This is a genomic window from Cupriavidus pauculus, assembly GCF_008801835.1.
GTDB classification, from domain to species: Bacteria; Pseudomonadota; Gammaproteobacteria; order Burkholderiales; family Burkholderiaceae; genus Cupriavidus; species Cupriavidus pauculus.
Genome location: NZ_VZOW01000002.1, coordinates 1 through 26155, shown reverse-complemented (window position 1 = coordinate 26155; position 26155 = coordinate 1). Strand labels below are relative to the sequence as shown.

22 protein-coding genes are annotated in these 26155 nt (G+C 64.5%); 7 read left to right on the top strand and 15 right to left on the bottom strand.

Translation table 11 applies throughout. The annotated features are described in order from the left end of the window. Positions 1–297: 297 nt before the first annotated feature. The 3 genes from F7R19_RS02775 to F7R19_RS02765 all read right to left on the bottom strand — a co-directional run bounded on the left by F7R19_RS02775 (position 298) and on the right by F7R19_RS02765 (position 3803). Entirely contained in the window at positions 298–1374 is a 1077-nt protein-coding gene (locus F7R19_RS02775; RefSeq protein WP_150979310.1) for a phosphotransferase, read from the bottom strand. A gap of 56 nt (positions 1375–1430) precedes the next feature. Continuing rightward, positions 1431–2210: an oxepin-CoA hydrolase, alternative type gene (locus F7R19_RS02770; protein WP_150979309.1), complete on the bottom strand. Its 780-nt coding sequence runs from the start codon at positions 2208–2210 to the stop codon at positions 1431–1433. Between the two features lie 69 nt (positions 2211–2279). Then, on the bottom strand, positions 2280–3803 hold the full coding sequence (locus F7R19_RS02765) for a 3-hydroxyacyl-CoA dehydrogenase (protein WP_150979308.1): 1524 nt from the start codon (positions 3801–3803) through the stop codon (positions 2280–2282). 224 nt (positions 3804–4027) lie between these two features. Between F7R19_RS02765 and F7R19_RS02760 the strand changes: the two genes are divergently transcribed. Next, positions 4028–4669, top strand: a complete 642-nt coding sequence (locus F7R19_RS02760; protein ID WP_150979307.1) for a glutathione S-transferase — start codon at positions 4028–4030, stop codon at positions 4667–4669. A 130-nt stretch (positions 4670–4799) separates the two neighbouring features. Here the strand turns inward: F7R19_RS02760 and F7R19_RS02755 are convergent, their stop codons facing one another. Beyond that, a complete protein-coding gene (locus F7R19_RS02755; protein ID WP_150979306.1) occupies positions 4800–5969 on the bottom strand; it encodes a pyridoxal phosphate-dependent aminotransferase in 1170 nt (389 codons plus the stop codon). A gap of 48 nt (positions 5970–6017) precedes the next feature. Beyond that, entirely contained in the window at positions 6018–6569 is a 552-nt protein-coding gene (locus F7R19_RS02750) for a putative toxin-antitoxin system toxin component, PIN family (RefSeq protein ID WP_084004177.1), read from the bottom strand. Between the two features lie 40 nt (positions 6570–6609). Between F7R19_RS02750 and yaaA the strand changes: the two genes are divergently transcribed. Next, complete coding sequence (gene yaaA / locus F7R19_RS02745) at positions 6610–7395, top strand: peroxide stress protein YaaA (RefSeq protein ID WP_150979305.1); 786 nt, start codon at positions 6610–6612, stop codon at positions 7393–7395. A 20-nt stretch (positions 7396–7415) separates the two neighbouring features. After that, a complete protein-coding gene (locus F7R19_RS02740) occupies positions 7416–8567 on the top strand; it encodes a M14 family metallopeptidase (RefSeq protein WP_150979304.1) in 1152 nt (383 codons plus the stop codon). A 194-nt stretch (positions 8568–8761) separates the two neighbouring features. Here F7R19_RS02740 and F7R19_RS02735 read toward each other — a convergent pair whose 3' ends face one another. The 3 genes from F7R19_RS02735 to F7R19_RS02725 all read right to left on the bottom strand — a co-directional run bounded on the left by F7R19_RS02735 (position 8762) and on the right by F7R19_RS02725 (position 11699). Continuing rightward, positions 8762–9553: a BspC domain-containing protein gene (locus F7R19_RS02735; RefSeq protein ID WP_368013923.1), complete on the bottom strand. Its 792-nt coding sequence runs from the start codon at positions 9551–9553 to the stop codon at positions 8762–8764. A 276-nt stretch (positions 9554–9829) separates the two neighbouring features. Continuing rightward, the gene (locus tag F7R19_RS02730) at positions 9830–10702 is read right to left on the bottom strand and encodes an N-formylglutamate amidohydrolase (RefSeq protein ID WP_061959079.1); all 873 of its coding nucleotides are present in this window, start codon (positions 10700–10702) and stop codon (positions 9830–9832) included. Between the two features lie 13 nt (positions 10703–10715). Then, positions 10716–11699, bottom strand: a complete 984-nt coding sequence (locus F7R19_RS02725; protein ID WP_061959078.1) for a tripartite tricarboxylate transporter substrate binding protein BugE — start codon at positions 11697–11699, stop codon at positions 10716–10718. A 172-nt stretch (positions 11700–11871) separates the two neighbouring features. Here F7R19_RS02725 and F7R19_RS02720 point away from each other — a divergent pair, with 172 nt between their 5' ends. Beyond that, positions 11872–12774 carry a LysR substrate-binding domain-containing protein gene (locus F7R19_RS02720; protein ID WP_061959077.1) on the top strand — a complete coding sequence of 301 codons (903 nt, stop codon included), beginning with the start codon at positions 11872–11874 and terminating at the stop codon, positions 12772–12774. Positions 12775–12789: 15 nt separating this feature from the next. On the opposite strand, the gene F7R19_RS02715 is transcribed toward F7R19_RS02720, so the two are convergent. Genes F7R19_RS02715 through F7R19_RS02705 form a run of 3 tightly spaced genes read right to left on the bottom strand, consistent with a single transcriptional unit; the run spans position 12790 to position 15466 of the window. Further along, the gene (locus tag F7R19_RS02715; protein WP_150979303.1) at positions 12790–13965 is read right to left on the bottom strand and encodes a vWA domain-containing protein; all 1176 of its coding nucleotides are present in this window, start codon (positions 13963–13965) and stop codon (positions 12790–12792) included. A gap of 13 nt (positions 13966–13978) precedes the next feature. Next, the gene (locus tag F7R19_RS02710; RefSeq protein ID WP_150979302.1) at positions 13979–14572 is read right to left on the bottom strand and encodes a GNAT family N-acetyltransferase; all 594 of its coding nucleotides are present in this window, start codon (positions 14570–14572) and stop codon (positions 13979–13981) included. Between the two features lie 15 nt (positions 14573–14587). Then, positions 14588–15466: an AAA family ATPase gene (locus F7R19_RS02705; protein ID WP_061959074.1), complete on the bottom strand. Its 879-nt coding sequence runs from the start codon at positions 15464–15466 to the stop codon at positions 14588–14590. A 488-nt stretch (positions 15467–15954) separates the two neighbouring features. Here F7R19_RS02705 and F7R19_RS02700 point away from each other — a divergent pair, with 488 nt between their 5' ends. Beyond that, entirely contained in the window at positions 15955–16299 is a 345-nt protein-coding gene (locus F7R19_RS02700; RefSeq protein ID WP_061959073.1) for a c-type cytochrome, read from the top strand. Between the two features lie 15 nt (positions 16300–16314). After that, positions 16315–16713: a c-type cytochrome gene (locus F7R19_RS02695; RefSeq protein WP_061959072.1), complete on the top strand. Its 399-nt coding sequence runs from the start codon at positions 16315–16317 to the stop codon at positions 16711–16713. A 92-nt stretch (positions 16714–16805) separates the two neighbouring features. On the opposite strand, the gene aroG is transcribed toward F7R19_RS02695, so the two are convergent. After that, the gene (aroG, locus tag F7R19_RS02690) at positions 16806–17885 is read right to left on the bottom strand and encodes a 3-deoxy-7-phosphoheptulonate synthase AroG (protein ID WP_061959071.1); all 1080 of its coding nucleotides are present in this window, start codon (positions 17883–17885) and stop codon (positions 16806–16808) included. A 476-nt stretch (positions 17886–18361) separates the two neighbouring features. Between aroG and F7R19_RS02685 the strand changes: the two genes are divergently transcribed. Beyond that, positions 18362–19417 carry a class I SAM-dependent methyltransferase gene (locus F7R19_RS02685; protein WP_150979301.1) on the top strand — a complete coding sequence of 352 codons (1056 nt, stop codon included), beginning with the start codon at positions 18362–18364 and terminating at the stop codon, positions 19415–19417. A gap of 89 nt (positions 19418–19506) precedes the next feature. On the opposite strand, the gene tldD is transcribed toward F7R19_RS02685, so the two are convergent. The 3 genes from tldD to F7R19_RS02670 all read right to left on the bottom strand — a co-directional run. Beyond that, the gene (gene tldD / locus F7R19_RS02680; RefSeq protein WP_061959068.1) at positions 19507–20967 is read right to left on the bottom strand and encodes a metalloprotease TldD; all 1461 of its coding nucleotides are present in this window, start codon (positions 20965–20967) and stop codon (positions 19507–19509) included. A gap of 70 nt (positions 20968–21037) precedes the next feature. Further along, entirely contained in the window at positions 21038–21868 is an 831-nt protein-coding gene (locus tag F7R19_RS02675) for a carbon-nitrogen hydrolase family protein (protein WP_150979300.1), read from the bottom strand. A gap of 97 nt (positions 21869–21965) precedes the next feature. Next, positions 21966–26155, bottom strand: a 4190-nt coding sequence (locus F7R19_RS02670; protein ID WP_322790253.1) for a YhdP family protein, incomplete at its 5' end; no start/stop codon positions are given.

The window sequence follows — 26155 nt, the reverse complement described above, 5'->3', positions numbered from 1 at the left end:
GGGCCGCAGCTTAAGCCAACTGAATGTGCTCAGTTGTCGGATGACTAAAGCGCGCCGCCGCCGCCCTCAAATGATGGATGGCCTACATGAAGGTGGCAGGGCGCATCAACGGTAGGAGAGGACGGCCCACGCGCCGCGCACTTGGAAACGCAGCTGCAAAGGTCGCGCGCGGCCGGGAGCAGGGCTTGAACAGCCGCGCAACCGTCGATCAACCGTCGATCAACGACCGTCAAATGGCCCAGCGCGGCAAGCAAACAGGCCAGCGACAGCTAAGCAAGAACAGGCAGACGACCCGAATCAGGCGCCTGATTTCTGGGCGTAGGTCCAGCCCATTTCGGCCATCGGCCGGGCGCGCTTGCCTGCGTCGAGCGCCTGTGCCGACGACGCCGTGCCATCGACCACGCGCTTCATGATGCCTTGCAGAATTCCGGCGATGCGGAACATGCTGAAAGCGAGATAGAAGTTCCAGTCGCCGGTGACCTGGCGGCCCGTGCGCGCTTCGTACAGGCGGCGATAGGCGGCTTCGTCGGGAATGCCCAGCGCTTGATGATCGAGGCCCGCAATGCCGCGGAACTGACCGGGCTGGATATGCCAGCTCATGCAGTGATAGCCGAAATCGGCCATCGGATGACCAAGCGTCGACAACTCCCAGTCCAGCACGGCCAGCACCCTGGGCTCGGTGGGATGGAACATGAGGTTGTCGAGCCGGTAATCGCCGTGCACGATGCTCGTCAGTTCATCGGCTTCCTGCGGGATATGCTCGGGCAGCCAGGCGATCAGCTTGTCCATGGCCGGAATCGATTCCGTTTCCGACAGCTTGTACTGCTTGCTCCAGCGCTCGATCTGGCGCTGAAAATAGTTGCCGGGCTTGCCGTAATCGGCCAGGCCGATGGCCTTGTAGTCGACCGAATGCAACGCGGCGATAACGCGGTTCATCTCGTCGTAGATCGCGCCGCGCTCGCTGGGTGTCATGTCGGGCAGCGCCTGGTCCCACAGCACACGGCCGCTGACGAACTCCATGATGTAGAACGCGCGGCCGATCACGCCTTCGTCCTCGCACAGCGCGTACATGTGCGCCACGGGAACATCGGTGCCGGCAAGCGCCTTCATGACGCGATACTCGCGCTCGATCGCATGGGCGGACGGCAGAAGCTTCGATTTCGGCCCTGGCTTGGCGCGCATCACGTAGGTCTGCCCCGGCGTGATGAGTTTGAAGGTGGGATTCGACTGACCGCCCTTGAACTGCTCGACGGTCAGCGGGCCGGCAAAGCCGTCGACGTGCTCGCGCATCCAGGCCTCCAGCGCGGCAACATCGAAGCGCTGTTGATCTGCCACGGGCCGCGTACCTTCAAAGTGCGAAACGTTGGTGCTCATAAGTGTCTCTCTCCGCAATGTCGTTGTTTTGTCTGCGTTGTCAGCGCGGCCGGGCTTCAGCGATAGTTGGGCCTGCGCTTTTCGAGAAAGGCGCCGATGCCTTCGCCGGCGTCCTTGTGATGGAGCGCGGCCACGAAGCTGTCGCGCTCGGCTGCGAGATGTTCCGTCAGCGTGGCGGTGCCGGCGTGGTTGATCAGCGCTTTCATGCCGCGCACCGCATTGGGCGATTCGCGGGCGAGGTTTTCGGCGATCCGCAGCGCTTCGGTCAGCGCGTGTCCCGGCTGCACCACGCGATTGACGATGCCGAAGTGCGCCAGCCGCGCGGGGTCGACAGGCTTGCCTTCCATCAGGATTTCGCTGGCCAGCTGGCGCGGCAGCATGCGCGCGATCTCGTACGATCCGCCGCCATCGGGCGTGAGGCCCACCTTCACATAGGCCATGACGAATTTCGCGTCGCTGGCAGCCACCACGTAGTCGCACGCCAGCACCAGCGAAAAACCGGCCCCCGCCGCGGGGCCTTCCACGGCGGCGATGATCGGCTTCGGAAAGGCGTGGAACGATTCGATCCAGTGATGCAGGGTTTCGATGCTGGCGGCCTGCACCGCAGGCGGTTGCGAGCGATTGCCAAGCAGGCGGTTCAGATTGCCGCCCGCGCAGAACACGCCGTTGGCGCCCGTAAGCACCACCGCGCGGATCGAATCGTCACGCGCGGCCACCTCGAGCGCCTCCTGCGATGCGGCATAGATGTCCGGGTGCAGGGCGTTGCGTGCTTCGGGGTTGGAAATGGTCAGGATCAGCGTCGAGTCGACGCGTTCGGACAGCAGTTGGGCAGTCATCGCAGCCTCGTTATCTGGGGGCTAGAAAAACAAACGGCGCCCCGTGTCTCGGCGGGGCGCCTCTTTCGATCAGGCTTCTTCGGTCAGCAGCGACAGGCCAAGACCCGCGCGGCGCCACAGCCACGGGCTTGCGCGGTAGCGCATGTCGCCGGTCAGGCGATTCATGTTGCGCAGTACTTCCAGGATCACCGCGGCGCCAATCGTGTCGCCCAGCGCCAGCGGTCCCTTCGGATAGCCGAGGCCCAGGTTCACGGCGAGGTCGATGTCGGTCGGTGTGGCGATGCGTTGCTGTGCGATGTCGCTGGCAATGTTGACGATGCAGCCGATGATGCGCTGGGCGATGAAGCCGGCCGAATCGCGGATCAGCGTGACCGGCACGCCATCGCTGGCAAACAGGCCGTGCGCGGCGTCGCGTGCGGCGGCGCTGGTGGCCGGGGTGGTCATCAGCGTGCGGCGCTTGGTGGCCTCGAATGGCAGCAGCGTATCGATGGCAACCACGCGCGTCGCGTCGAGGCCTTCTTCGAGCGCAGCGGTGGTGGCGTCCAGGCCCAGCGGCGTGACCACGATCAGTGCATCGGCCGACGGCTGATTGCCCGCTTCGGGCGTGACGCCCAGTGCGGTCAGCAGCTTAACGGTCATCGCATGGCCGCGTTCGTTGGCGCGGCTCACCCATACGTTGGCGGGGCGCGCATCGGGCACGGCGCGGGCGGCCGGCACTTGCTTCTGGCCGTCGGGATAGGTGTAGAAGCCTGCGCCGGTCTTGCGGCCAAGCAGGCCGCCGGTGTAGCGCAGTTGCGTAATCGGCGAAGGTCGATAGCGCGCTTCCTGATAGAACTGGTTGTAAATCGATTCCATCACCGGATGCGACACATCGAGCCCGGTCAGGTCCATCAGTTCGAACGGGCCCATGCGGAAGCCGGCCTGCTCGCGCATGATGTTGTCGATGTCGACAAACTCGGCCACGCCTTCCTGTGCTGCCTTCAGGCCTTCGATGTTCATGCCGCGGCCGGCATGGTTGACGATGAAACCGGGCATGTCCTTGCAGCGCACCGGCGTATGGCCCATGCGGCGCGACAGCGCCATCAACTGGTCGCCGATGGCCGGATCGCCGGACAGGCCGTCGATCACTTCAACGACCTTCATCAGCGGCACCGGGTTGAAGAAGTGATAACCGACGATGCGCCCCGGCTTTTTCGCGCCCACCGCGATGGCGGTGATCGACAGCGACGACGTATTCGACGCGATCACCGCATCTTCGCGCAGAATTCCTTCGAGCTTGGCGACCAGATCGCGCTTGACTTCCAGCTTTTCGACAATCGCTTCCACCACCATGTCGCAGGCGGCCAGGTCTTGCAGCGCGTTGCATGCCTTGACGCGGGCCAGCGCCGCTTCGCTGTCGGCGGCGCTGATCTTGCCCTTGTCGGCCAGCTTGGCGAAGGTATCCTGCAGGTACTGGCGCGCGGCGGCCACGGCTTGCGCGTTGGTGTCGTACAGATTGACAGTCAGGCCTGCCTGCGCGGCGATCTGCGCGATGCCGCGGCCCATGGCGCCCGTGCCAACGATGCCAAGCGTCTGGATGGTGGAATTGCTCATTGTTGGTCCAAAAAAGTTGTGGCTAAATTAGCACGATCGTACGTTTTCTGCAGCTTTCGCGACAGATGCGCCATGCATGCGGCGTGCGCTGATCGGCCAGGCAATGCAGGGCAGAGGACGATGGTGCGGTCCGGGGTCGACACCAACCGATCACCGACTGCTCACACGACCATCGACATCACCATTCACATAATCATTCGCACATCATCACGGAGAGAGACGACATGTTGAAGCTTTGCGGATTTTCCGCCAGCAACTACTACAACAAGGTGAAGCTGGCGCTGCTGGAAAAGAACTTGCCGTTCGAGGAAGTGCTGGCCTGGCTGGGCGAAACCGATCGCTCGGCGTCGCCGCTGGGCAAGGTTCCCTACATCATCACCGATGCCGGCCCGTTGTGCGAGTCCGAACCGATCGTCGAGTACATCGAGACCACTTATCGCCAGTCGCCGCTGCTGCCGGCGGATCCGTTCCAGGCAGCCAAGGTGCGCGAACTCATCACGTTCCTCGAGCTGTATCTGGAATTGACCGCGCGCGAGCTGTATCCCGAGGCGTTCTTCGGCGGCAAGGTCAGCGACAAGGTCAAGGAGCGCCAGCGCAACCCGCTGGAGAAGTACGTCCCGGCGTTCGGCAAGCTTGCGAAGTTTTCTCCGTACCTCGCCGGCGATGCGTTCACGCTGGCCGACTGCGCCGCGGTGTGCCATTTGCCGCTGATATCGTCGTGCACAAAAATCATCTACGGTGAAGATCTGCTGGCAAGCCTGCCGGTCAAGGACTACCTGAAGGCGATGTCCGAGCGGCCGACGGTGCAGAAGCTCAATGCCGAGCGCAAGGCGAACACGGAATTGATGCTCAGCCGTAACAAGTGACGCCACAACCGGCAGCCACAACCGGCAGACCATAAGCAAAAAGCCCCGCGGCGGGAAGCCTGCGGGGCTTTTCTTCATGGCGGGAATGCGTGCAGCTTATAGCCTGCGCCTCGTGCCGCGCCGGCGTCGCTTACAGTTTGGCCAGCCGGTCGAGCGCCAATTGCAGCGTCTCTTCCTTCTTGGCGAAGCAGAAGCGCACCACGCCCGATTCCCGCGGTTCGGAGTAGAACGCGGACACCGGAATCGCGGCCACGCCGATCTCGCGCGTCAGCCACATCGAAAAGTCCGCTTCGCTCATGTCCGAGATGGCCGAATAGTCGACGCATTGGAAGTACGTGCCATCGGAAGGCAACAGGCGGAAGCGCGTATTGGCCAGTCCCGCGCGGAAAAAGTCGCGCTTGGCCTGATAGAACGCCGGCAGGTTCAGGTACGGCGCCGGATCCGTCATGTATTGGGCCAGGCCGTATTGCACCGGCGTATTGACGGTGAAGACGTTGAACTGGTGCACCTTGCGGAATTCGTTCATCAGCGCGGCCGGCGCGGTCACATAGCCGACCTTCCAGCCGGTTACGTGATAAGTCTTGCCGAAGCTCGACACGACGAAGCTGCGGCGCGCGAGTTCGGGATGGCGCGACACCGATTCGTGCCGCTGGCCGTCGTACACCATGTGTTCGTAGACTTCATCGGACAACACGAGGATATCGGTGCCGGCCAGCAAATCGGCCAACTGCCGCATGTCGTCTTCGCGCCAGATCGTGCCGGTGGGATTGTGCGGCGTGTTAATCATGATCATGCGCGTCTTCGGCGTGATCGCGGCGGCCAGCTTGTCGAACGGAATCCGGAACAGCGGTGCTTCCAGCCGCACCGGTACGGCCGTGGCGCCCGCCAGCTCGATCGCGGGCAGGTAGCTGTCGTAGCAGGGCTCCAGCACGATCACTTCGTCGCCGGGATGCACGGCGCACAGGATCGCGGTCAGCAGCGCCTGCGTGGCGCCCGCCGTGACGGTGATCTCGGTATTCCAGTCGTACTGGTGGCCGTAGAGCGCGGCAATCTTGGCGGCGATGGCCTGCCGCAGCACCGGCACGCCCGCCATCGGCGGGTACTGGTTGTGGCCTGCGCGCATGGCGTCGGCCACGGCGTCGACAATGCGCGGATCGCAGTCGAAATCCGGAAATCCCTGGCCCAGGTTCACGGCGTTCTTTTCGGCGGCCAGCGCCGACATCACGGTGAAAATCGTGGTGCCCACCTTGGGCAGGCGCGACAGCGGTGGATTCAGCGGGGCAAGGGTCGATTCGGACATGGTGGGGCGGGAACGGGAATAGCCGGGCAAAGAGACCAGTGCGACATTCTAGCGGGGATCGGCGGCGCTGGCGGGCGGGGGCGTCCAGTCCGCCAGCCATCGGGCAAAGGCCAGCGGCGGCAGCACCTCCACGCCGCTGGCGCGGCGCAGGCGGCTGCGCAGCTTCAGCACCGCCTTGTCCTTCGACACCAGCAGCGCGGCGCGCGCGAAATGCGCCAGTTCGATGAACTTCTGGTCGTCCGTGTCGCGGCACTTCGGCAGGCGGATGGCGTCGGCCTCGGCGGCACCAGGCAGCGGCTCCAGCGTGGTGAGGCGATCCACTTCGGCCAGCGCGGTATCGATATCGACGGCAAATCGCGCGAACTGCGGATAGGCCAGCACGCGGCGCAATTCCTCGCGGCAATCGGCGCGTATCACCGGCGCGATGGCGCCTGCGGCCAACGCGGCGCGGATCGGTTCGACGTGCGGATCGCGGAAGACCAGCAGGTCCACCCAGATATTGGAATCCAGCACGACGCGCGGGATCGATGTGACGGGCAGGGCGCCGATGGATGCGGCGGCAGGGGGGCTGATCGGGGTGCCGGTGGGCTCGGTGGGCATTCGCTACAATCTCGACTTTGTTTCCGTCCGCGATTTTGCCATGCTCATCGTCCTGTCCCCCGCCAAGTCCCTGGACTACGAGACACCGCCGCGCGTCAAGACCCATACGCTGCCGCGCTTTATCGACCGTTCCGCCACGCTGATCGACCGCCTGCGCAAGCTGGCGCCGCAGGATGTGGGCGCGCTGATGGATATCTCCGACAAGCTGGCCGTGCTCAACGTCACGCGCTACGCCGACTGGTCGGCCACATTCACATCGGCCAACAGCAAGCAGGCGGTGCTGGCCTTCAATGGCGATGTCTACGACGGGCTCGATGCCAAAACACTGAGCACGGACGACCTGGCATTCGCTCAGAAGCACATCCGCATTCTTTCCGGTCTCTATGGCGTGCTGCGGCCGATGGACTGGATGCAGCCGTATCGCCTGGAAATGGGCACGCGGCTCGATACCGCCGCGGGCAAGGACCTCTATGCGTTCTGGGGCGACGACGTCACGAAGCTCATCAACAAGGACATGGCCGAACTGAAGCACGAAGGCCAGCCGACCCTGGTGAATCTGGCGTCCGAGGAGTATTTCAAGGTGGTACGTCCAAAAGTGCTCGATGCGCGCGTGATCACGCCCGTGTTCGAGGACTGGAAGGGCGGCCGCTACAAGATCATTTCGTTTCATGCCAAGCGGGCGCGCGGTACGATGGCCCGCTATGCGGTGACGCATCGCGTGACCGATCCGGCAAAACTCAAGCGCTTCAACGCGGACGGCTATGCGTTTGACAAGGACGCCTCGGATGCCTCGCGCTGGGTGTTTCGCCGCCGCCTGGAAGACTGAAAACGACAAGGACCAATGCCATGACTCCGACGACCTCGGCACTGCATGTTTCCACGCTCTTCGATTCGGGCGCCATCGAGGTCGAATCGCTCGAGCGTGCTGACGATATCCGGCTGCGGGTGCGCGCCGATTCCCATGCCGACTTCCGGCAATGGTTTCACTTCCGCCTGCAGGGCGCGGCGGGACAGGCGTGCAAGCTCAAGTTCCTGAACGCCGGCGAGTGCACCTATCCCGACGGCTGGCGCGATTATCGCGTGGTGGCATCGTACGACCGCGCCCACTGGTTTCGCGTGCCCACGCAGTACGACGGCGCGACGATGACCGCCGATGTCACGCCCGAACACGACAGCATCTGGTTTGCCTATTTCGAGCCGTATCCCGAAGAGCGGCATCTGTCGCTGCTGGCGTCATGCCAGCGATCGCCGCTGGCGAGGTTGTCGCATCTGGGCCGCACCGTCGATGGTCGTGACCTCACATGTGTCACGGTGGGCCAGCCGGGCCCGGGCAAGAAAACCGTCTGGATGATTGCGCGCCAGCATCCGGGCGAAAGCATGGCCGAGTGGTTCTGCGAAGGCGTGCTGCAGCGCCTGACCCGCACGGGCATGTGGAATGGCGACCCGGTGGCGCGCAAGCTGCTGGACCGCGCGGTGTTCCATATCGTGCCGAACATGAATCCCGATGGCTCGGCGCGCGGCAACCTGCGCACCAATGCGGCCGGCGCCAACCTGAATCGCGAATGGATGCAGCCGAGCCTGGAGACGAGCCCGGAGGTGTACCACGTGCGCCGCGCGATCGAGCAGACCGGTGTCGATCTGTTCTTCGATATCCATGGCGACGAGGCGCTGCCGTACAACTTCGTGGCGGGCAGCGAAATGCTGCCGGGCTTTACGGAAACCCAGCGCGCCCAGCAGACGCGCTTTATCGAAGCATTCAAGCGCGCCACGCCCGATTTCCAGGACGTGCACGGCTACGCGGCCAGCAAGTACAACGCCGATGCGCTCAAGCTCGCCTCCAAGTACATCGGCCATACCTTCGGGTGTCTGGCGCTGACGCTGGAAATGCCGTTCAAGGACAACGCCGACTTGCCCGATCCCACGGTCGGATGGAACGGCGCAAAGAGCGCGCTACTCGGCACGGCAATGCTGCAGGCGATCCTGGAATATCTGGACTGATCGAGCGCGCTGCGCGCACGAAAGGTTCGGCGAAGAGAGCGTCGAACGCGGCGACGAAAGCAGCGACAGAAGGCAGCGACAGAAGGCTGCGGAACGCGGCGACAGCACGGAGCCGCCGCGTTCCGGTAAGCCGGCGCGGCACCACGCATTGCGCTGGGGCGTCCCCGCGCAATGCGCCGCTGGATGCCCCGGCCTTACTGCTTCTTCTTGGTCTTCGAAGTCGAGGTGCTTTTCGACGAGGTGGATTTCGTCGCCGAGCTCTTGCTCGACTGGGTCGATTTGGCCGACGACGATTTCGCGCCCTTGGTTTTCTTCTTCGAATGGGTCGGCGTGGCCACCGCCGGCGCTGCGGCCGGTTCGACGATTGTGTCGCCGTTACTGTCGAGCAGCTCGTAGGCCAGCATCATGCCGTCGTTATAGCCGCAGCGCACTTTCACAGGCTGCCACTGAGCCTCGCCGCGGCGCTTGTGCGCGGTGGCGTTGAACGTCACGACTGAACTGACCGGCACGGCCTGTTTGCCGGCTGAAAAGCGGCCTTCCCATGGTTCCACCGAAGCTTGCCCGGCGGCGAGCGCGCCGGTGGGAATCTTCAGTGCGTCGTAGGTGGCCGAGCGCGGCACCACCCAGCTTGCATGCGCGGCGCAATCGGCCACATCGGCCGATGCATTCTCCGATTTCATCAACTGCTCGCGCATCTGGGTGCGATATTCAGCCAGGCTGACGCGGCCCTTGTCGGGCAGCGTGACGGTGGTCGTCGGAGGCGGTGTCTTGTTGATGACCGGCGGGGGTTTTACGGTGGGCGCGGTATTGGCCGCGGCGGCCGGAATTGCAGTGCCGGCAACGGGCGCGGCGGTGGTGGCACCAGTGGTGGAGGCGCTCTCGTCGGTCGGCGCGACAGCGCAGCCGGCCAACGCAATAGCGCCTGCCACTGCGGCAGTCAGCATGCGAAGCTGGCTGCCGAACAGTTCGGAAATTCGTCGAATCACGGGATCGTCTTTGCTTGGCGAAGCAAGGAGGGGTTGTGAAGGATTGCCATGATAGAGGAAACGCCGCGGGCGAAGTTCCGAAATCTTGTTACCCTTCATTGGAACTGCTTACAACTTGCCGTGATCGCCGTCGAATTTACGGCTTGTCATACCAGAAGATTCCCAGCGTTCGCAACTCAGGCGAACCCCGAGACACGCATTGCACGTGTCTCGGCGAGGCCGGCGTCGCCTGCGCACCATGGTGGCGCGCGCGACCCCGGTGGCGCGGCGCGCCGATCAGAAAGTGCTGGCGAAGCGCAGCAGATCGTCGATCAGCGCGTTGAGATCGCGCTTGAGCTTGTCGAAGCCCGCGCTTTGCGTCAGACCAACTTCGTCCATATACAGCTTGCGATTGACCTCAAGCTGCAGGCTGTGACGATTGGCTTGCGGTTGACCCACCACGCGCACAATTTCAACGCCCTTGTACGGATGGTTGCGCCACACGTCGTAGCCCATCTCCTTCAGCACGGCTTCCACGCGATCGGTGAAACGTGTATCGCAGGTGGTGCCGTCGCGGTCGCCGACGACAAAGTCGGGATGCTGCAGGCCCGGGTGCTCGGTCGCGAACCTCGCGGCCTCGCTCGGCATCGAGTGGCAGTTGATGTGGAACACGCGGCCATGGCGCGCCACGGCCTGATCCGACAGGCGCTGCAACTGGGCGTAGTAGGGCAGGTAGTAGTGATCGATGCGCGCCTGCAATTCGGGCACGGTGAGCTTGCGGTCATAGATCGCCTCGCCCGTGTCCAGGACGCGCCAGACCAGACCCTTGCCCAGCCGGGTCTTCGACGTTTCCGTCTTGACGCCGGGCCAGGGCGCATCGAGCAACGCCTCGTCGATTTCCTCAAGGCCGCGGTTGGCGTCGAGATAGCTGCGCGGAAAGCCGGCGCAGAGCAGCGGCACGCCGCGCGCGGGCGCGTCGGCGTAGAGCTGATCCACGAAGGTGTCCTCGGCCTGACGCAGCAGCGGCAGCGGCAGGCCGGCGGCAAAGCGGAAATCGGCCGGATACGTGGTGCAGCTATGCGGGGAATCGAGAAAGAGCGGGCCGCACGCGCCTTCCGGCATTTGCAGGAAGTACGGGCTTTCCGCGGTCTTTCGTTCTGCTTCGGTCATGCGTGACAGCCGGTTAGTCCAGGGAGATCTTGGCGGCCGCGGCCACCTTCTTGTTCTTGGCCACTTCGCTGGCGATCTGTTGCGCGAAATGCTGCGGCGTGTCGCCGACCGGCGTGGCGCCGAGCTTTTCGAGCTTGGCCTTCACCTCTGGCAGGGCCAGCACCTTGATGGCGGCGGCATTCAGCTTGGCCTGGATGTCGGCCGGCAGCTTGGCCGGCGCGATGAGGCCAAACCAGGCGGCGTCATTGACCTCGGGCAGGCCCAGTTCGGCGAAGGTCGGCACGTTCGGCAGGGCCGCCACGCGCTTGGGCGCGGCAACGGCCAGCGCGCGCAGCTTGCCGCTTTCGATGAACGGCAGCGACGACGGCAGGTTGTCGAACAGGATCTGCACCTGGCCGGCCAGCGCGTCGTTCAGAGCCGGACCCACGCCCTTGTACGGCACGTGCAGCAGTTCGGTCTTGCTGCTCATCTTGAACAGTTCGCCCATCATGTGCGACACGCTGCCGTTACCGGCCGAACCGTAGGCCAACTTGTTCGGCTCCGACTTGGCCAGGGCGATGAACGACTTCATGTCGGTCGCCTTGACGCCCGGATGGATGCTCATCACGTTGGGCACGGATGCCAGGTTGGTGATGGTCGTGAAATCCTTGGTGGCGTCGTATTGCAGGCGCGGATAGACGGCCGGATTGATACCGTGCGTCGATGCGGTGGCGATGCCTAGCGTGTAGCCGTCCGGCGCCGCCTTGGCCAGGTAGCCTGTGCCGATGCTGCCGCCCGCGCCGCCGCGGTTGTCCACCACCACGGCCTGACCGAGTTGCTGGCCGAGCTTGTCGGCAACGATGCGGGCCACGATATCGGTGGTGCCACCCGCCGGGAACGGCACGACGAGCGTAATCGGCTTGGTCGGATAGCCTTGGGCGAAGGCGGGCAAGGTCAGGCCGGCTGCAGCAAAGGCGGTGGCGGCGGCAAGGACTTTCAGCAGGGGACGGCGTTGCATCGAAGGAATTCCGTTGAAAGGGGGATGAAAGGCGGTGTCTGTATGACCCGAAGCAGCACTGCAACAATTTGTGTCGCACTTGGTGTCCGATTCTGCGCGTGCCGGCAAGTTACTTGCAAACGAAATAAAATCCCTGGATCATTCCATTTGGTATTGAAGTAAGAGGTGACTTATGCGGCGCCTATGTCCGTCCATGACGGAATTGATGGCCTTCGAAGCGGCCGCGCGGCACAGCAGTTTCACGGTAGCGGCGCGCGAACTGCATGTGACGCAAGGCGCCGTCAGCAAGCAGGTACGCAGTCTGGAAGCCTTTCTGGGCGTGGAACTGTTCGAACGGGTGCGCCAGCGGCTGTTGCTGACCGATGCCGGCGAGCGCTATCTGGAACGCGTGCGCCCCAGCCTCGACGAGATCGAGGCCGCCAGCGTCGAGCTGATCGCGCGTCAGGGTCGCGGCGGCATTCTTCATATCGCCAGCATGCCCACGCTGGGCGCGAAATGGCTGATCCCGCGACTCCCGCAATTCTTTGCCCGGCATCCCGAGGTGACGCTGGAATTCGTTCCCCATGCGCAAGGCTACGATTTCTCCCAGCCCGATCTCGACGCGGCGATCCGCTTCGGCGACGGCGTCTGGCCCGGCAGCCTGGCCGACTACATGACCGGGCGCGAGGTGTTGCCGGTATGCCGTCCGGGCTTGCTGGTGCACGAGCCGGACGGGGTGGCGAAGACGCCTGCGGCGCTGCTGCGCTATCCGCTGCTGCACCACACTACGGTGCCCGAGGCGTGGCCGGACTGGCTGTCCGAGTTGGGCGTCTCGACGCGGCAGGCATGGAGCGGCGCGCGCTTCGATCAGTTCACGCTTTTGACACAGGCGGCGATGTCGGGGCTGGGCATCGCGCTGATCCCGCGCTGCCTGATCGAGGAGGAACTGGCGACGGGCGCATTGGTCGTGGCCCACGCCGCGCGGGTGCTGGCCAAAAAAGGCTACTACCTGTGCTATCCGGAGCAGAAGGCCCACTTGCCGGCGCTTCAGACCTTTCGCAAGTGGGTCATGGAGGGCGTCGACGTGGTGGCTTGAGCCCGACGCCGGACGCTATTTCGACAGGACTTTCATGGCCTCTTCCAGGCCGGCCAGCGTCACCGGATACATGCGGTTCTTCATGATCTGGTTGATCACCGTGATCGACTGACGGTATTGCCAGAGGCCTTCCGGCTCGGGGTTGAGCCAGACGAAGCGCGGAAACTGCTCGATCATGCGGTTCAGCCATACCGCGCCGGCTTCCGGATTGTTGTATTCGACCGAACCGCCCGGCTGCAGAATCTCATACGGACTCATCGTCGCATCGCCGACAAAGATCACCTTGTAGTCGGGCGTGTATTTGTGGATCAGGTCCCAGGTGGCGATCTTTTCCGCGTGGCGGCGCCGGTTGTTCTTCCACACATAGTCGTACAGGCAGTTGTGGAAGTAGTAGTACTCAAGGTGCTTGAACTCAGTCTTGGTAGCCGAAAACAGTTCTTCCACGCGCTTGATGTGGTCGTCCATCGAGCCGCCCACGTCCATCAGCATCAGCACCTTGACCTTGTTGTGGCGCTCCGGCCGCAGCTTGATGTCCAGCATGCCGGCATTGGCGGCGGTCGAGTGGATGGTGTCGTCCAGATCCAGTTCGGTGTCCGCGCCCTCGCGCGCAAACCGGCGCAGACGACGCAGCGCCACCTTGATGTTGCGCGTGCCCAGTTCGACCTGATCGTCGTAGTCCTTGTACGCGCGTGTTTCCCACACCTTGATCGCGGTGCGGTTGCCCTTGGACGGGCCGCCGATCCGGATGCCCTCGGGGTTGTAGCCGCCGTGGCCGAATGGCGACGTGCCGCCAGTGCCGATCCACTTGTTGCCGCCTTCGTGCTTTTCCTTCTGTTCTTCCAGCAGTTGCTTGAGGCGCTCCATCAGCTTGTCGAGGCCGCCCATGGCCTCGATCTTGGCTTTTTCCTCGGCCGACAGTTCACGTTCGAGCGTCTTCTGCAGCCAGTCCAGCGGAATATCGCTCTTCCAGTCGACCAGGCTCTCGATGCCCTTGAAGTACGCCGCAAAGGTCTGGTCGAACTTGTCGAAGTGCTTTTCGTCCTTCACCAGCGTCATGCGCGACAAGTAATAGAACTCGTCGATCGACGGAGAGATGACCTGCGCGCGCAGCGCTTCGAGCATCGTCAGGTATTCCTTGACCGATACCGGCAGCTTGGCGTGACGCAGCGAGAAGAAAAAGTCGATCAGCATGGCTGGGCTCCGATCAACGTGGTCGGTCGAGCTGGAATTGCAGGTGCGCGCGCACGGTTGGCCATTCGCTGGCGATGATCGAGAAGACCACCGTGTCGCGGAACGATCCGTCCGGCATGCGTTGATGGTTGCGTAGCACGCCGTCCTGCTTGGCGCCCAGGCGCGCGATCGCCGCGCGGCTTTGATGGTTCATCCAGTGCGTGCGAAATTCCACGGCGATGCAGTCGAGCGTCTCGAAAGCGTGGCGCAACAGCATCAGCTTGCACTCGGTGTTCAGCGCGGTGCGCTGCACGCGCCGGGCGTACCACGTCGAGCCGATTTCGACGCGACGGTTCTTGCCATCGATATTCATGTACGTGGTCATGCCGGCCACGCGGCCCTCGGCGTCGAGCACCGTGAACGGCTGCATCGAATCCTGTTCTTGCAGAGCGAGGCGGCGCGCAATTTCGGCTTCCACGCCTTCAGGCGAGGGCACGCTGGTGTACCACAGCCGATGCAATTCGCCGTCGGCGGCCGCTTCGCGCAGCCCTGCGGCGTGTTCCATCGACAGCGGCGCCAGCGTGGCGTGCTGGCCGGTCAGCGTGACGGGCTGGACAAACTTCGTCATCGGGCGGACCTTTGCTTAGCGGTTGGCGCGGTTCATGAATACCAGCCGCTCGAACAGATGCACGTCCTGTTCGTTCTTGAGCAGCGCACCGTGCAGGGGCGGAATGGCGGCCTTGCGGTCCGGGCTGCGCAGTGCTTCGGCCGGGATGTCCTCGGCCATCAGCAGCTTGAGCCAGTCGATCAGTTCGGACGTGCTGGGCTTCTTTTTCAGGCCCGGCAGGTTGCGCATTTCGTAGAACGCCTCGAGCGCGGCGGACACCAGCTCGCGCTTGATGCCCGGATAGTGCACGTCGACGATCCGCTGCATCGTTTCGGCATCGGGAAACTTGATGTAGTGGAAGAAGCAGCGGCGCAGGAACGCATCGGGCAGTTCCTTCTCGTTGTTCGACGTGATGATGACCAGCGGGCGGTGCCGCGCCTTGACCAGTTCGCGCGTCTCGTAGACGTAGAACTCCATGCGGTCGAGTTCGCGCAGCAGGTCGTTGGGGAATTCGATGTCGGCCTTGTCGATCTCGTCGATCAGCAACACCACCGGCTCGTCGGCCTCGAACGCCTGCCAGAGCACGCCCTTGACGATGTAGTTGCGGATGTCGTGCACGCGGTCATCGCCGAGCTGCGAATCGCGCAGGCGCGATACGGCGTCATATTCGTACAGCCCCTGCTGGGCCTTGGTGGTCGACTTGATGTGCCATTGCAACAGCGGCATGCCGAGCGCGGCGGCCACTTCCTCGGCCAGCATGGTCTTGCCGGTGCCCGGCTCGCCCTTGATCAGCAGCGGGCGCTGCAGCGTGCGTGCGGCGTTGACGGCCAGCTTCAGATCGTCGGTGGCAACATACTGGGCGCTTCCTTCGAACTTCACCTGCTGGGACGGATTGGCGTTGGCGTTGGTGGACATGGGCAACCTGGGCGGATCGCGACCGGCCTGCCTGGCAGGCTGGTCGAAGGACAATCGGAAACAGCAACCGGGTGGGCCGTCGGCAGGCAAAACCACCGAAATTCGGCCGGAATGGGCCAGTATAAAAGCAGATTGGTATTCGCGTTGAGTGGGGCACACCCGGAGGCCGCTGGCTGGACCGTCGCGTGCACGCTGCGGTACAATGCGCCGGTTTGACGCGCCCCCAGTCAATATCCTCCTCACGCCCGGCAGTTCTGCCACCAGAGACATGGCAGATCATCGGGAGGCGGCAATAGCGCAAGATGGTTGCAGAATGGTGTTTGAGCACCGCGGCACATCAGCAATAACGCCCGGCTGCGCCTGGTCTGACCGGCATCGACTGCCGCAGATTTGCGGCGATCCGCTTCACATCCCCATTCCCCTAATCGTCTGGCGTCGCAGCAAGGGCAGGTCACACGCGGTTTAACACTTCCCAATCAGCTACGACAATGAAAAAGCTCCTCACGATGGTAGTGTTGGGCGCGGCCGCAACGGCAGCGCTTGCCCAGGACAAGGGCAACGTCGACACCGCCAAGGACAAGGTCGCAATGTGCATCGGTTGCCACGGCATTCCCGGTTATCGTGCATCGTTTCCGGAGACCTATCAGGTTCCCCTGCTTGGCGGCCAGAGCGCCAAGTACATCGAGAACGCGCTCAAGAGCTACCAGAAGGGCGATCGCAAGCATCCCACCATGCATGCGATTGCCGCGAGCCTGTCCGAAAAGGACATCGCCGACGTGGCTGCGTATTACTCGCAGCAGAAGTCGGACACCCGGAACAACTCGCTCAAATAACCAAGGCTCGTGAACATGAAGACGCTGAACGTCGTTTCGTACGCGCTGGGCGCGATGGTGCTGGGCGCCGCGGCAATCTCCGCACAGGCGGCCGATATCGCCGCGGGCAAGGCGCTGGTGGAAAAGGGCGGCTGCGTGGCCTGCCATGGCAAGGACCTCAACGCGCCGATTTCCCCCGATTATCCCAAGCTGGCTGGCCAGCACCCGGACTACCTGTATCACGCGCTGCTGGCGTATCAGACCAGCGGCAATCCGATCGTGGGCCGTACCAATGCGATCATGGCCGGCCAGGTCAACAGCAACCCGGCCGTGACGACCAAGGACGGCAAGCCGCGCCCGTTCACGCGCGGCGAACTGCAGGACATCGCCGCCTATATCGGTTCGATCAAGGGCGACCTGGTGCTGAAGAAGTAAGGCCGGCGCGGCAGCATCGGCGGCCGCATGGCAATAAAAAAACGCCGCTCAAGCATCGAGCGGCGTTTTTCATTGCGGGGCGGCGTTGACGATCAGTTACCGCTGCCCGTGACCAGGCGTCGTTGCTTGACCGCATTGGCCAGCGTTTCGAGAATCGTCAGCGAATCGTCCCAGCCGATGCAGGCGTCCGTTACCGACTGGCCATACGTGAGGTTTTCCACGGGCGTGCCCTGCACGTGATCCTGGCGTCCGGCCACGAGGTGCGATTCCACCATGACGCCGACGATGCGCTGGTCGCCGGCGGCAATCTGGCGGCCGATGTCCTCGCAGACCGGCAACTGGTTTTCGTGCTTCTTGCTGCTGTTGGCGTGGGAGGCGTCGATCATCAGCCGCGCGGCCAGCCCGGCCTTGGAAATCGCGTCGCAGGCTTCCTGCACGCTGGCGGCGTCGTAGTTCGGCGCCTTGCCGCCGCGCAGGATGATGTGGCAGTCCTCGTTGCCCGATGTGGACACGATGGCCGAGTGGCCGCCCTTGGTCACCGACAGGAAATGGTGCGGCTGCGACGCGGCCTTGATGGCGTCGACCGCGATCTTCACGTTGCCGTCGGTCCCGTTCTTGAATCCCACCGGGCACGACAGTCCCGACGCCAGTTCGCGGTGCACCTGCGATTCCGTGGTGCGCGCGCCGATAGCGCCCCAGCTGACAAGATCGGCGATGTATTGCGGGCTGATCATGTCCAGGTATTCGGTGCCGGTCGGCACGCCCATTTCGCTGATGTTGAGCAGCAGTTCGCGCGCGGTGCGCAGGCCGTCGTTGATCTTGAAGCTGCCATCCATATGCGGATCGTTGATCAGCCCCTTCCAGCCTACGGTCGTACGCGGCTTTTCGAAATACACGCGCATCACCACTTCCAGCTCTCCGGCAAAGCGTTCGCGCTGCACCTTGAGCAGCTTGGCGTATTCCAGCGCGGCGCGCGTGTCGTGGATCGAGCAGGGTCCGATGATGACAATCAGGCGGTCATCCATGCCATGCAGAATCCGGTGCATGGCCTGGCGGGCGCCGTAGATCACGTCAGACGCCGCTTCGGAGCAGGCGAACTCGCGGATCAGGTGCGCCGGCGGCAGCAGCTCCTTGAGTTCGCGAATGCGCAGGTCGTCGGTGTTCTTCAGCATGATGGCTCCGGGTCTTTGTGAGGTCGTGGGTCTGTTGGATGGGTCGCGCGGCGGGCGTGGCGGACATAAAAAAACCGCCAGGTTTGCTGGCGGTTTCTTTTGCATTCGGGTTGCTTACAGCTGCCCCTCTCGATCCGCCAGCGGTGTGAGATGCCAAAAGAAGTAAAAGTAAAACTTGGCGGACATGGCGGAAATCGGATCGGCTGTAGTGTGCTTGTGTCGGTTTTACGCGGATGCGTGAAATATATGCTGCGGCGCGTGATCAAAAGGCATTTTATTGCGTCACCGCAGGACAAACCGCGGGGTGAAAATGCCGCACGCGCGACAACGAAGCATCTTTATATCGCTTTTCCGTGGCGATGGCAAGCGTGATGCAGGGCACATCGAGGCGATCGGCGCGTGCGGCGGCGGCTATATTGAAATGGCCCGCGCGGCCGCGAGCCCCGAACAAATATCCGCAGGCGGAGGTGCCGATCATGCCAGTCGACGAGTCAAGGCTTGCCGCATTCATGGAAAAGTTCGTTCAAGACATCGGGGCCGTGTTGCATGCGGCCACCGTCGTAGTTGGCGACGAGCTGGGTTTGTACAAGGCACTGGCCGAAAAGCCGATGACCGCGCAGCTGCTGGCGGAGAAGACGCACACGGATCCGAGGTACCTGCGCGAATGGCTGTCGGCGCAGGCCGCCAGCGGCTACGTCGAATACGATCCCGATCACGACACGTTCTTCCTGACCGAGGAACAGGCGTTCGTGCTCGCGCAAGAGGGCAGTCCGGCGTTTATCCCGGGTGCGTTCCAGATCGCCGTGGCGCAGTTCCGCGCGATCCCGAGGATGATCGACATCTTTCGCAACGGACGCGGGCTGGGCTGGCACGAGCACGACCCCGCACTGTTCCATGGCACCGAGCGGTTCTTCCGCCCCGGCTACGCCGCACATCTGGTCGACGAATGGATACCGTCGCTGCAAGGCATGGCGGCGCGCCTCACGAGTGGGGCGTTGGTAGCCGATGTGGGCTGCGGTCATGGCGCGTCGACGATCATCATGGCGCAGGCGTTCCCGGCGTCCACCTTCCGCGGTTTCGATTATCACGAGCCGTCGATCCGTCATGCCATGGAAGCCGCGCGGCGCGCGGGCGTCAGCGATCGCGTCACATTCGAGGTGGCTTCCGCAAAGGATTACCCGGGATCGGACTACGATCTGGTGACCGTATTCGATTGCCTGCACGACATGGGCGATCCGGTCGGCGCTGCGCGCCATGTGCGCGAAACGCTCAAGCCCGATGGCAGCTGGATGATCGTCGAACCGTTTGCCAACGACAATCTGGAGGACAACCTCAATCCGGTCGGGCGCGTGTTCTATTCCGCATCGACCTTTATTTGCACGCCCGGTTCGCGGGCGCAGGAGGGTGCGATGTGTCTTGGCGCGCAGGCAGGCGAAGCGCGCATGCGCGGCGTGACGCAGCAGGGCGGGTTCGGCACGTTCCGCCGGACCGCGCAGACGCCCTTTAATCTGGTCTATGAGGCGCGGCCGTAGCCGCCCCGCTCGCAGAAACAGAAACGGCCTGCTTCACCGCGACGATCACCGCGACGAAGCAGGCCGTTTTTCTTGCCGGGCGGACTGCCTCAGGCGGTGCCGCCGACCGTCATGTTTTCGATGCGCAGCGTCGGCTGGCCCACGCCAACCGGTACGCTCTGACCTTCCTTGCCGCACACGCCTACGCCCGAATCGAGCCGCATATCGTTGCCGATCATCGTCACGTCCTTGAGCGATTCAGGGCCGTTGCCGACCAGCGTTGCGCCCTTGACCGGATAGGTGATCTTGCCGTCTTCGATCATGTACGCCTCGCTGGCGGAGAACACGAACTTGCCGTTCGTGATGTCCACCTGGCCGCCGCCGAAGTTCACGGCATACAGCCCGCGCTTCACACTGGCGATGATTTCCTGCGGGTCGCGGTCGCCATTGAGCATGTACGTATTGGTCATGCGCGGCATCGGCAGGGCGGCGTAGCTTTCGCGGCGCGCGTTGCCGGTGACCGGCATCTTCATCAGGCGCGCGTTGAGCGTGTCCTGAATAAAGCCGCGCAGGATGCCGTCCTCGATCAGCGTGGTGCACTGCGTGGGATTGCCCTCGTCATCGAGGTTCAACGATCCGCGGCGATTGGCGATGGTGCCGTCGTCCACCACGGTCACACCCTTGGCAGCCACGCGCTCGCCCATGCGGCCCGCGAACGCCGACGATCCCTTGCGATTGAAGTCGCCCTCGAGCCCGTGGCCCACCGCTTCGTGCAGCAGCACGCCAGGCCAGCCGGGGCCGAGCACCACGGTCATCGCGCCGGCCGGGGCGGGGCGCGCCTCGAGATTGACCAGCGCCGACGAGACCGCTTCGTCGACATACTGCGCCAGCAGGTCGTCGCTGAAATAGTCGTACGCATAGCGGCCGCCGCCGCCGGACGAACCCACTTCGCGGCGTCCGTTCTGCTCGGCGATCACGGTCACGGACACCCGCACCAGCGGCCGTACGTCGGCGGCCAGGACGCCGTCGCTGCGCGCCACCAGCACCACGTCGTATTCCCCCGCCAGACCGGCCATCACCTGCACCACGCGCGGATCCTTGGCGCGCGCCAATTTCTCGATTTTTTCTAGCAGCGCCACTTTTTCGGTGGCCGTCATCGAATCGAGCGGATCGTTCGGCACGTACAGGCTGCGGCCGGTGCTGGACGCCATCGCGCCGGCAACCTTGACGCGGCCGCTGCCGCTCTTGCCGATGGTGCGCGTGGCTGCGGCCGCCTGCGACAGCGCAGGCAGGCTGATGTCGTCGGAATAGGCAAATGCCGTGCGGTCGCCCGACACGGCGCGCACGCCGACGCCCTGGTCGATGCTGAAGCTGCCGGACTTGACGATGCCTTCCTCGAGGCTCCAGGCCTCGTTGCGGGTGTGCTGGAAGTACAGGTCGGCGTAGTCGACCTTGTGCGTGAAGATGTCGGCCAGTACACGCTGGATTTTGGCCTCGTCGAGACCATACGGTGCCAGCAGCAGCTGTTGCGCAGTGGCCAGGTTGCGGATTCCGAGATCTCCGGCGTTCATGATTGTCCTTGTCCCAATAAACCGCGCGGCGTCAGGCCACAGCGGTATGCAAACGGTAATGTCCTGAATGCTACAGCACGCGATGGCGCAGCGCAGGCAGGTTTTGGCGCACTTCAGCGAGCCGGGCGGGATCGACGACGCCCGATACCACGCCCTCGCCCTCGGGCAGCACGCCCATCAACTCGCCCCACGGATCGACCAGCATCGAATGGCCCCACGTGCGCCTGCCATTTTCGTGCAATCCGCCTTGTGCCGCAGCCAGCACATAGCATTGATTCTCGATGGCTCGGGCGCGCAACAGGATCTCCCAGTGCGCCTGTCCGGTCGTGTAGGTGAAGGCTGCCGGCATCAGAATCAAGCTGACGCCGCGGCCGTCTTTTCCGGCGGACAGGCCGCGATACAGCTCGGGGAAGCGTAGGTCGTAGCAGACCGACATCGCCACCCGGCCGCAGGGCGCCTCGAACGCGACAGGCGCCTTGCCCGCCAGGATCGTGCGCGACTCGTCGAAATTTTCGGTGCCCTTGGTAAAGCCGAACAGATGGATCTTGTCGTAGCGCGCCACGCGCTCGCCATATGGATCGAAGGCCAGCGACGTGTTGTAGACGCGCTTGTCGTCGCCACACCACATCGGCAGCGTGCCGCCTACCAGCCAGATCCGGTGACGCCGCGCGGCGTCCGCCAGGAAACGTTGCACCGGGCCGTCGCCGTCATGTTCCCGGATTGCCACCTTATCCGATTCGTGTCGGCCCATCAGGCAGAAGTACTCGGGCAGCAGCACCAGTTCGGCGCCGCCGTGCGCGGCCTGTTCGATCAGCGCTTCGGCGCGCGCGAGGTTGTCATCGAGCGATGTACCTGTCACGGTCTGGATGGCGGCAACGCGAAATGCAGGGGTGGCAGTCATCGTGGTTTCCTCAATCGATGGGGCCGAATCGGACGGCCCGGCCGCATCGGGGGGACGCCGCAAGGCCATCAAGCCGTGACGCTGTGAAGAGCGACGATCAGCGTGGATAAAGGCTCGAACGGTCCTGGATCGGCGCCTGAGACGCCTTATTTTCCTCTACTTTGCTGATCTTGGGATCGGCCCACGATCCACTGACCCGGTAGTGCATCGTGAACACCTTCGAGAACTCGTCGGCGAACAGCAGTTGCGCGGCCAGTGTGCCGATGCCGAGCACCGGGTTGATGAACGCCGCCGCAACCGAGGTGGTGGTGGCATTGATGCGCGGGATCACCGACACATCGAGATCCTGCGTTTCATGCAGCAGATCGGCCGATCCGGACATCGATGCAATCACCTGGCTGCCCTTGAAACGGAACTCCTCGATCTTGCCCACGCCGTTCTCGATCGTGCCCGATCCGGTGATGTCGTCGAACACGATGCCCTTGCTGGCCAGCGAACGGAAATCGAGGGTGGCAAAGCGCAGCAGGCTCTGCAGGCTCAGCACGCCCAGCAGACGCGCGGCGCCCGGGTCGACGCTGAGGATCTGGCCGTTCTCGAGATGCAGGTTCAGGCGGCCGGACAGCGTCGGGTAGTCGATCGACATCGGCGATCCGCGCCACAGGATGCGCCCTTCGAGCGTTCCCTTGCCGTCGCGCAGCGTGTGCGCCATTCCCATGCGGTCCAGCACATTACCGGCGTCGCGGATGTCGAGCTTGAAGTTGAGCAGCGTGCGGCGGCCCTCGGTGGGCGCCGCGTTGCCCTGGGCGGCGGCCTCGCGGAGGCGGCGCGGCAGACGCCAGCTGCCATTGCCGGTCAGCGTGGCGCCCGGCTGTTCGATCGTCAGGCTGTCGAGCGTCCATACCGGCTGGTTCTCGGCATGGCTGGTATGCGCCCTGACCTGCAGCTTGCCAAAGTCGCGGCCATGCAGCACAAACTTGTCGACGGCCAGATCGAGAGCAGGCATTTCCTCGATGCTCTGCGAGATCGCGTCCGACATGCGATTGTCGTCGCTGGCATCGGGCAGATCGAGATGCGAAAGCCTGACCGAAAGCGATCCCGAAGGATTGCTCGCATCGCGCCGCCATTGCGCGGAACCGGTCACCTGGCGCGACGCCATCTGCAGATTCCAGCCGCCGCTTTCGCGGCGGACGTCGATCGACACGTCGTCGAGGCCGCGCCCGAACACGTCGAGCGTCCTGGTGCGCACGGTCGCACGCTCAGGCAGGAACGGCGACGATCGATCGATCTCGCTGGCGGGCTTGCGTTCGCCCGGGGGCGTATCGAGCAGGCTGCGCCACGCATCGAGGTCGAGCCGCTCGGCCGCCACCGCCACGCTGACGCCGTTGGCCGGTTGCGGTGCGGGCAGGCCCACGCCGATGCCGCCGGCGACGACCTCTGTGGCGTCGCCGCGACGCAGGACATAGCGCGCGCTGGCGCTATTGCCAAGCTGGACGCTCAGGTCATCCAGGCCCGCGCGGTTGGCCGACGGGCGCAGATCGATGCGCAATGGCATGTCCTGGGCTGCCGGCTTGCCGAGCGGGGCAGGCAGGTTCAGCGCCAGTCCGTTCAATTCGGAGGCCAGTTGCACCTGCAGACGTTTGTCGCGCACGCCGACCACGGCGCTGTAGGGCGTTGCGCCATCGATCCGGGCGCCGGCGCCGGTCGCGCCGCTGGCGCCGAGCACCTCGCGCAGGCCGGCGGCCGTGGCCGTGCCGTTGATCGTGACGCGTGTCGTGCCATCGGGCTGGGTGCCGCCTGCGATGCGCGTTTCGCCGCCGATAAAGCGGCCGCGCACGTTGTTGAGCTGAAAGCCGTGTTCGTCGAATGCCACCACGCCCGAGGCGCCTAGCAGCGTCGGCAATTCCGGGAACAACGTCACATCGTTGCCGGGAAAATGGAATTCGCCATTGACCTTGGATCCTGCGGCGTGACTGAGCGGCAGGTCGAGCTTGAGCTTGAGGTTGCCATTGCCCGGCGCGCGCGCGTTGTCCGTGATATTGCCGGTCCAGCCCCTGACCGGACTGGAGGCGACGTAGCGCAGGAACGACTGCACGGCGCCGCTTGCCGCACCGTCGATGGTCAGGTGGCCGTGATCGCTCATGTCGTCGATCTGCCCGCTGACGTCGCGCAGCGTCACGCCCGGAATGCCGCGCACGCCAGCCTGTTTGGCAACGAACGACATGCTGCCGCGTTCGAACAGCAGGTTGCCCTGGATGTCGGTGAAGTCGGGCCACGCGGTGCCGCCCTTGCCGGTGGCGCCATTTCCGCCGTGGCCGTTCGCCACGCCGCCCACGTTTGGCCCGGCCTCGTAGGGGGCGATCTGGTAGCTGACGTTGCGCACCGGCACTTCGACGCGGAAGTCGCCTGCCTTGGCAAACGGCGGATGAAACGGGAAGTGGTGCAGGTCGCCCTTGACCAGGAACTTGACGTCATAGGCTTCGCCGCCCACCAGCGCCCCTTCCAGATAGTGGCGCGTGGCGGGCATCGTCAGCGGCAGATAGCGAGGCACGCGGCTGGCCTGCGCGCGGGCGAGTTCGCCGGACAGGTCGGCGATGCCGCTGGGCCCGTCGCCGCCGGCGCGCCAGCTGCCACGCACCGTGCCTGCGGTGTCGGCATTGGCGAACTGGATGCCGTTGCTGCGGATCACGAGCTTGTCGTTTTCATGCGTCCAGCGGACTTCGCCGCGCAGCGTGTCGAACGGCACGCGCGGGTCCTCGAACACACCGGGGAACGTCAGCGTCGCCCCGGCGCTGTCCACGCGCGCGGAGCCCTGGCGCTCGTCGAAATTGAAGTTGCCGGACAGCTTGCTGAATCCGGGCGTGCCGCTGTGCGGGCGGCCGTCGGCGCCGACGGCTGGCACCGCGGGCTGGCTGTTGACCGAGACGCTGCGCAGCGTGCCCTGCACCGTGTAGTGCGGCGCGCCCTGGGTGCGCGACAGCAGACCGGCGCGGTCGCGCGACCAAGCGACGTCGAGGTTGTCGATATGGCCGGCCGGTTGCAGCACGCGCAACTGGCGCAGCACCTCGGTATCGAGCGGCATCGAGGCGGCCAGCGCGCGCACTGTGTTCAGGTCGAACGTTGGCGCGCGCAGCGCGAACTTGCGCAACTGGCCGGCATTGTCGCGCGTCCAGTCGATGGTCACCTTGCGCATGCCTTCGCGCCACGACGCGTCGGCGGTCGACGGCGGCCCGGCCAGCGGTTCGGCCTGCCACAGCAGCGTGTCGATCGTCAGCGAATGGCTGCCGGCGCGATCGCCCTTGTGCAGCAGCAACGCCTGCGCGTTGGCCAGCTTCAAAGGCTCGGGCGCGCCGGACAGTTGCAGATCGACACCCGACGCGCGCAGACGCATCTGGCTGCGCAGGATGCGGCCGCCGCGCAGGTCCACCGTGCCGTCGGTGCTGAATACCCCGCTGGAAACGCTGTCGAAAATCGCCAGGTAGCGCTGCACGGCCGGTAACTGCAACTGGTTGAACGCCCAACTGGCCTGTCCGCTCCAGTGCTGCCAGTTGCCCGCGCCATGGAGGTAGTCGTGGCGCAGATTGGCCTGGAAGACCAGCGGCTGCGCTGCCAGCGATGCGCTGCGGGCTTCCAGGCGCAGCACGTGCTGCGCGCCATGCCGTTCGGCGCTGAAGTGGATGTCGGCGACGTCGAGTTGCGGCAGCCGGGCTTTTTCGTCGAGCCAGCGCAGGTTGCCGCTGACCAGTTCGATGCGGCCCTGCGTCAGCAGCCAGTTCAGGAACGGATCGTTCTCGTTGGACTTGCGCGTGGCGTCGATCGGGACGCCGGCCACCATCAGGCTGCCGGCCGGGGTGCGGCGGATCAGCACGTCGGTGCGGTCGGCGGTCAGGCTGGCAAATTGCAGCGTCAGCGCCGGCACCGATTGCCACGACAGCTTGCCTTCGAGCGACGCGGCCGACAGCAGCGTGCGTTGCTGGCTGTCGACGGCCCGCACGTCGCGCGCGCGGAACGCTGGGCGCCAGCCGTCCCAGTAGGTGTCGAGCTGGCCGATGGTGAGATGGGCGGACAATGCCGCGGACCCCTGCTGCTCGAGCCATTGACGCGCGGTATGCGCCTGCGGCCACAGCACGAAGCGGATCAGCAGGACGGCGACGATGGCGAGCGCCGCCAGCGCCAGCACAACGCGCACCAGGGCGCGCCACAGCCGGCCCCAGGCCGGATGGCGCGGCAGCGCAACAAGGCCGAGCCAGGCCGCGCGCAGCGCGCCGCGCACGAACGCCGCCGCGCGCC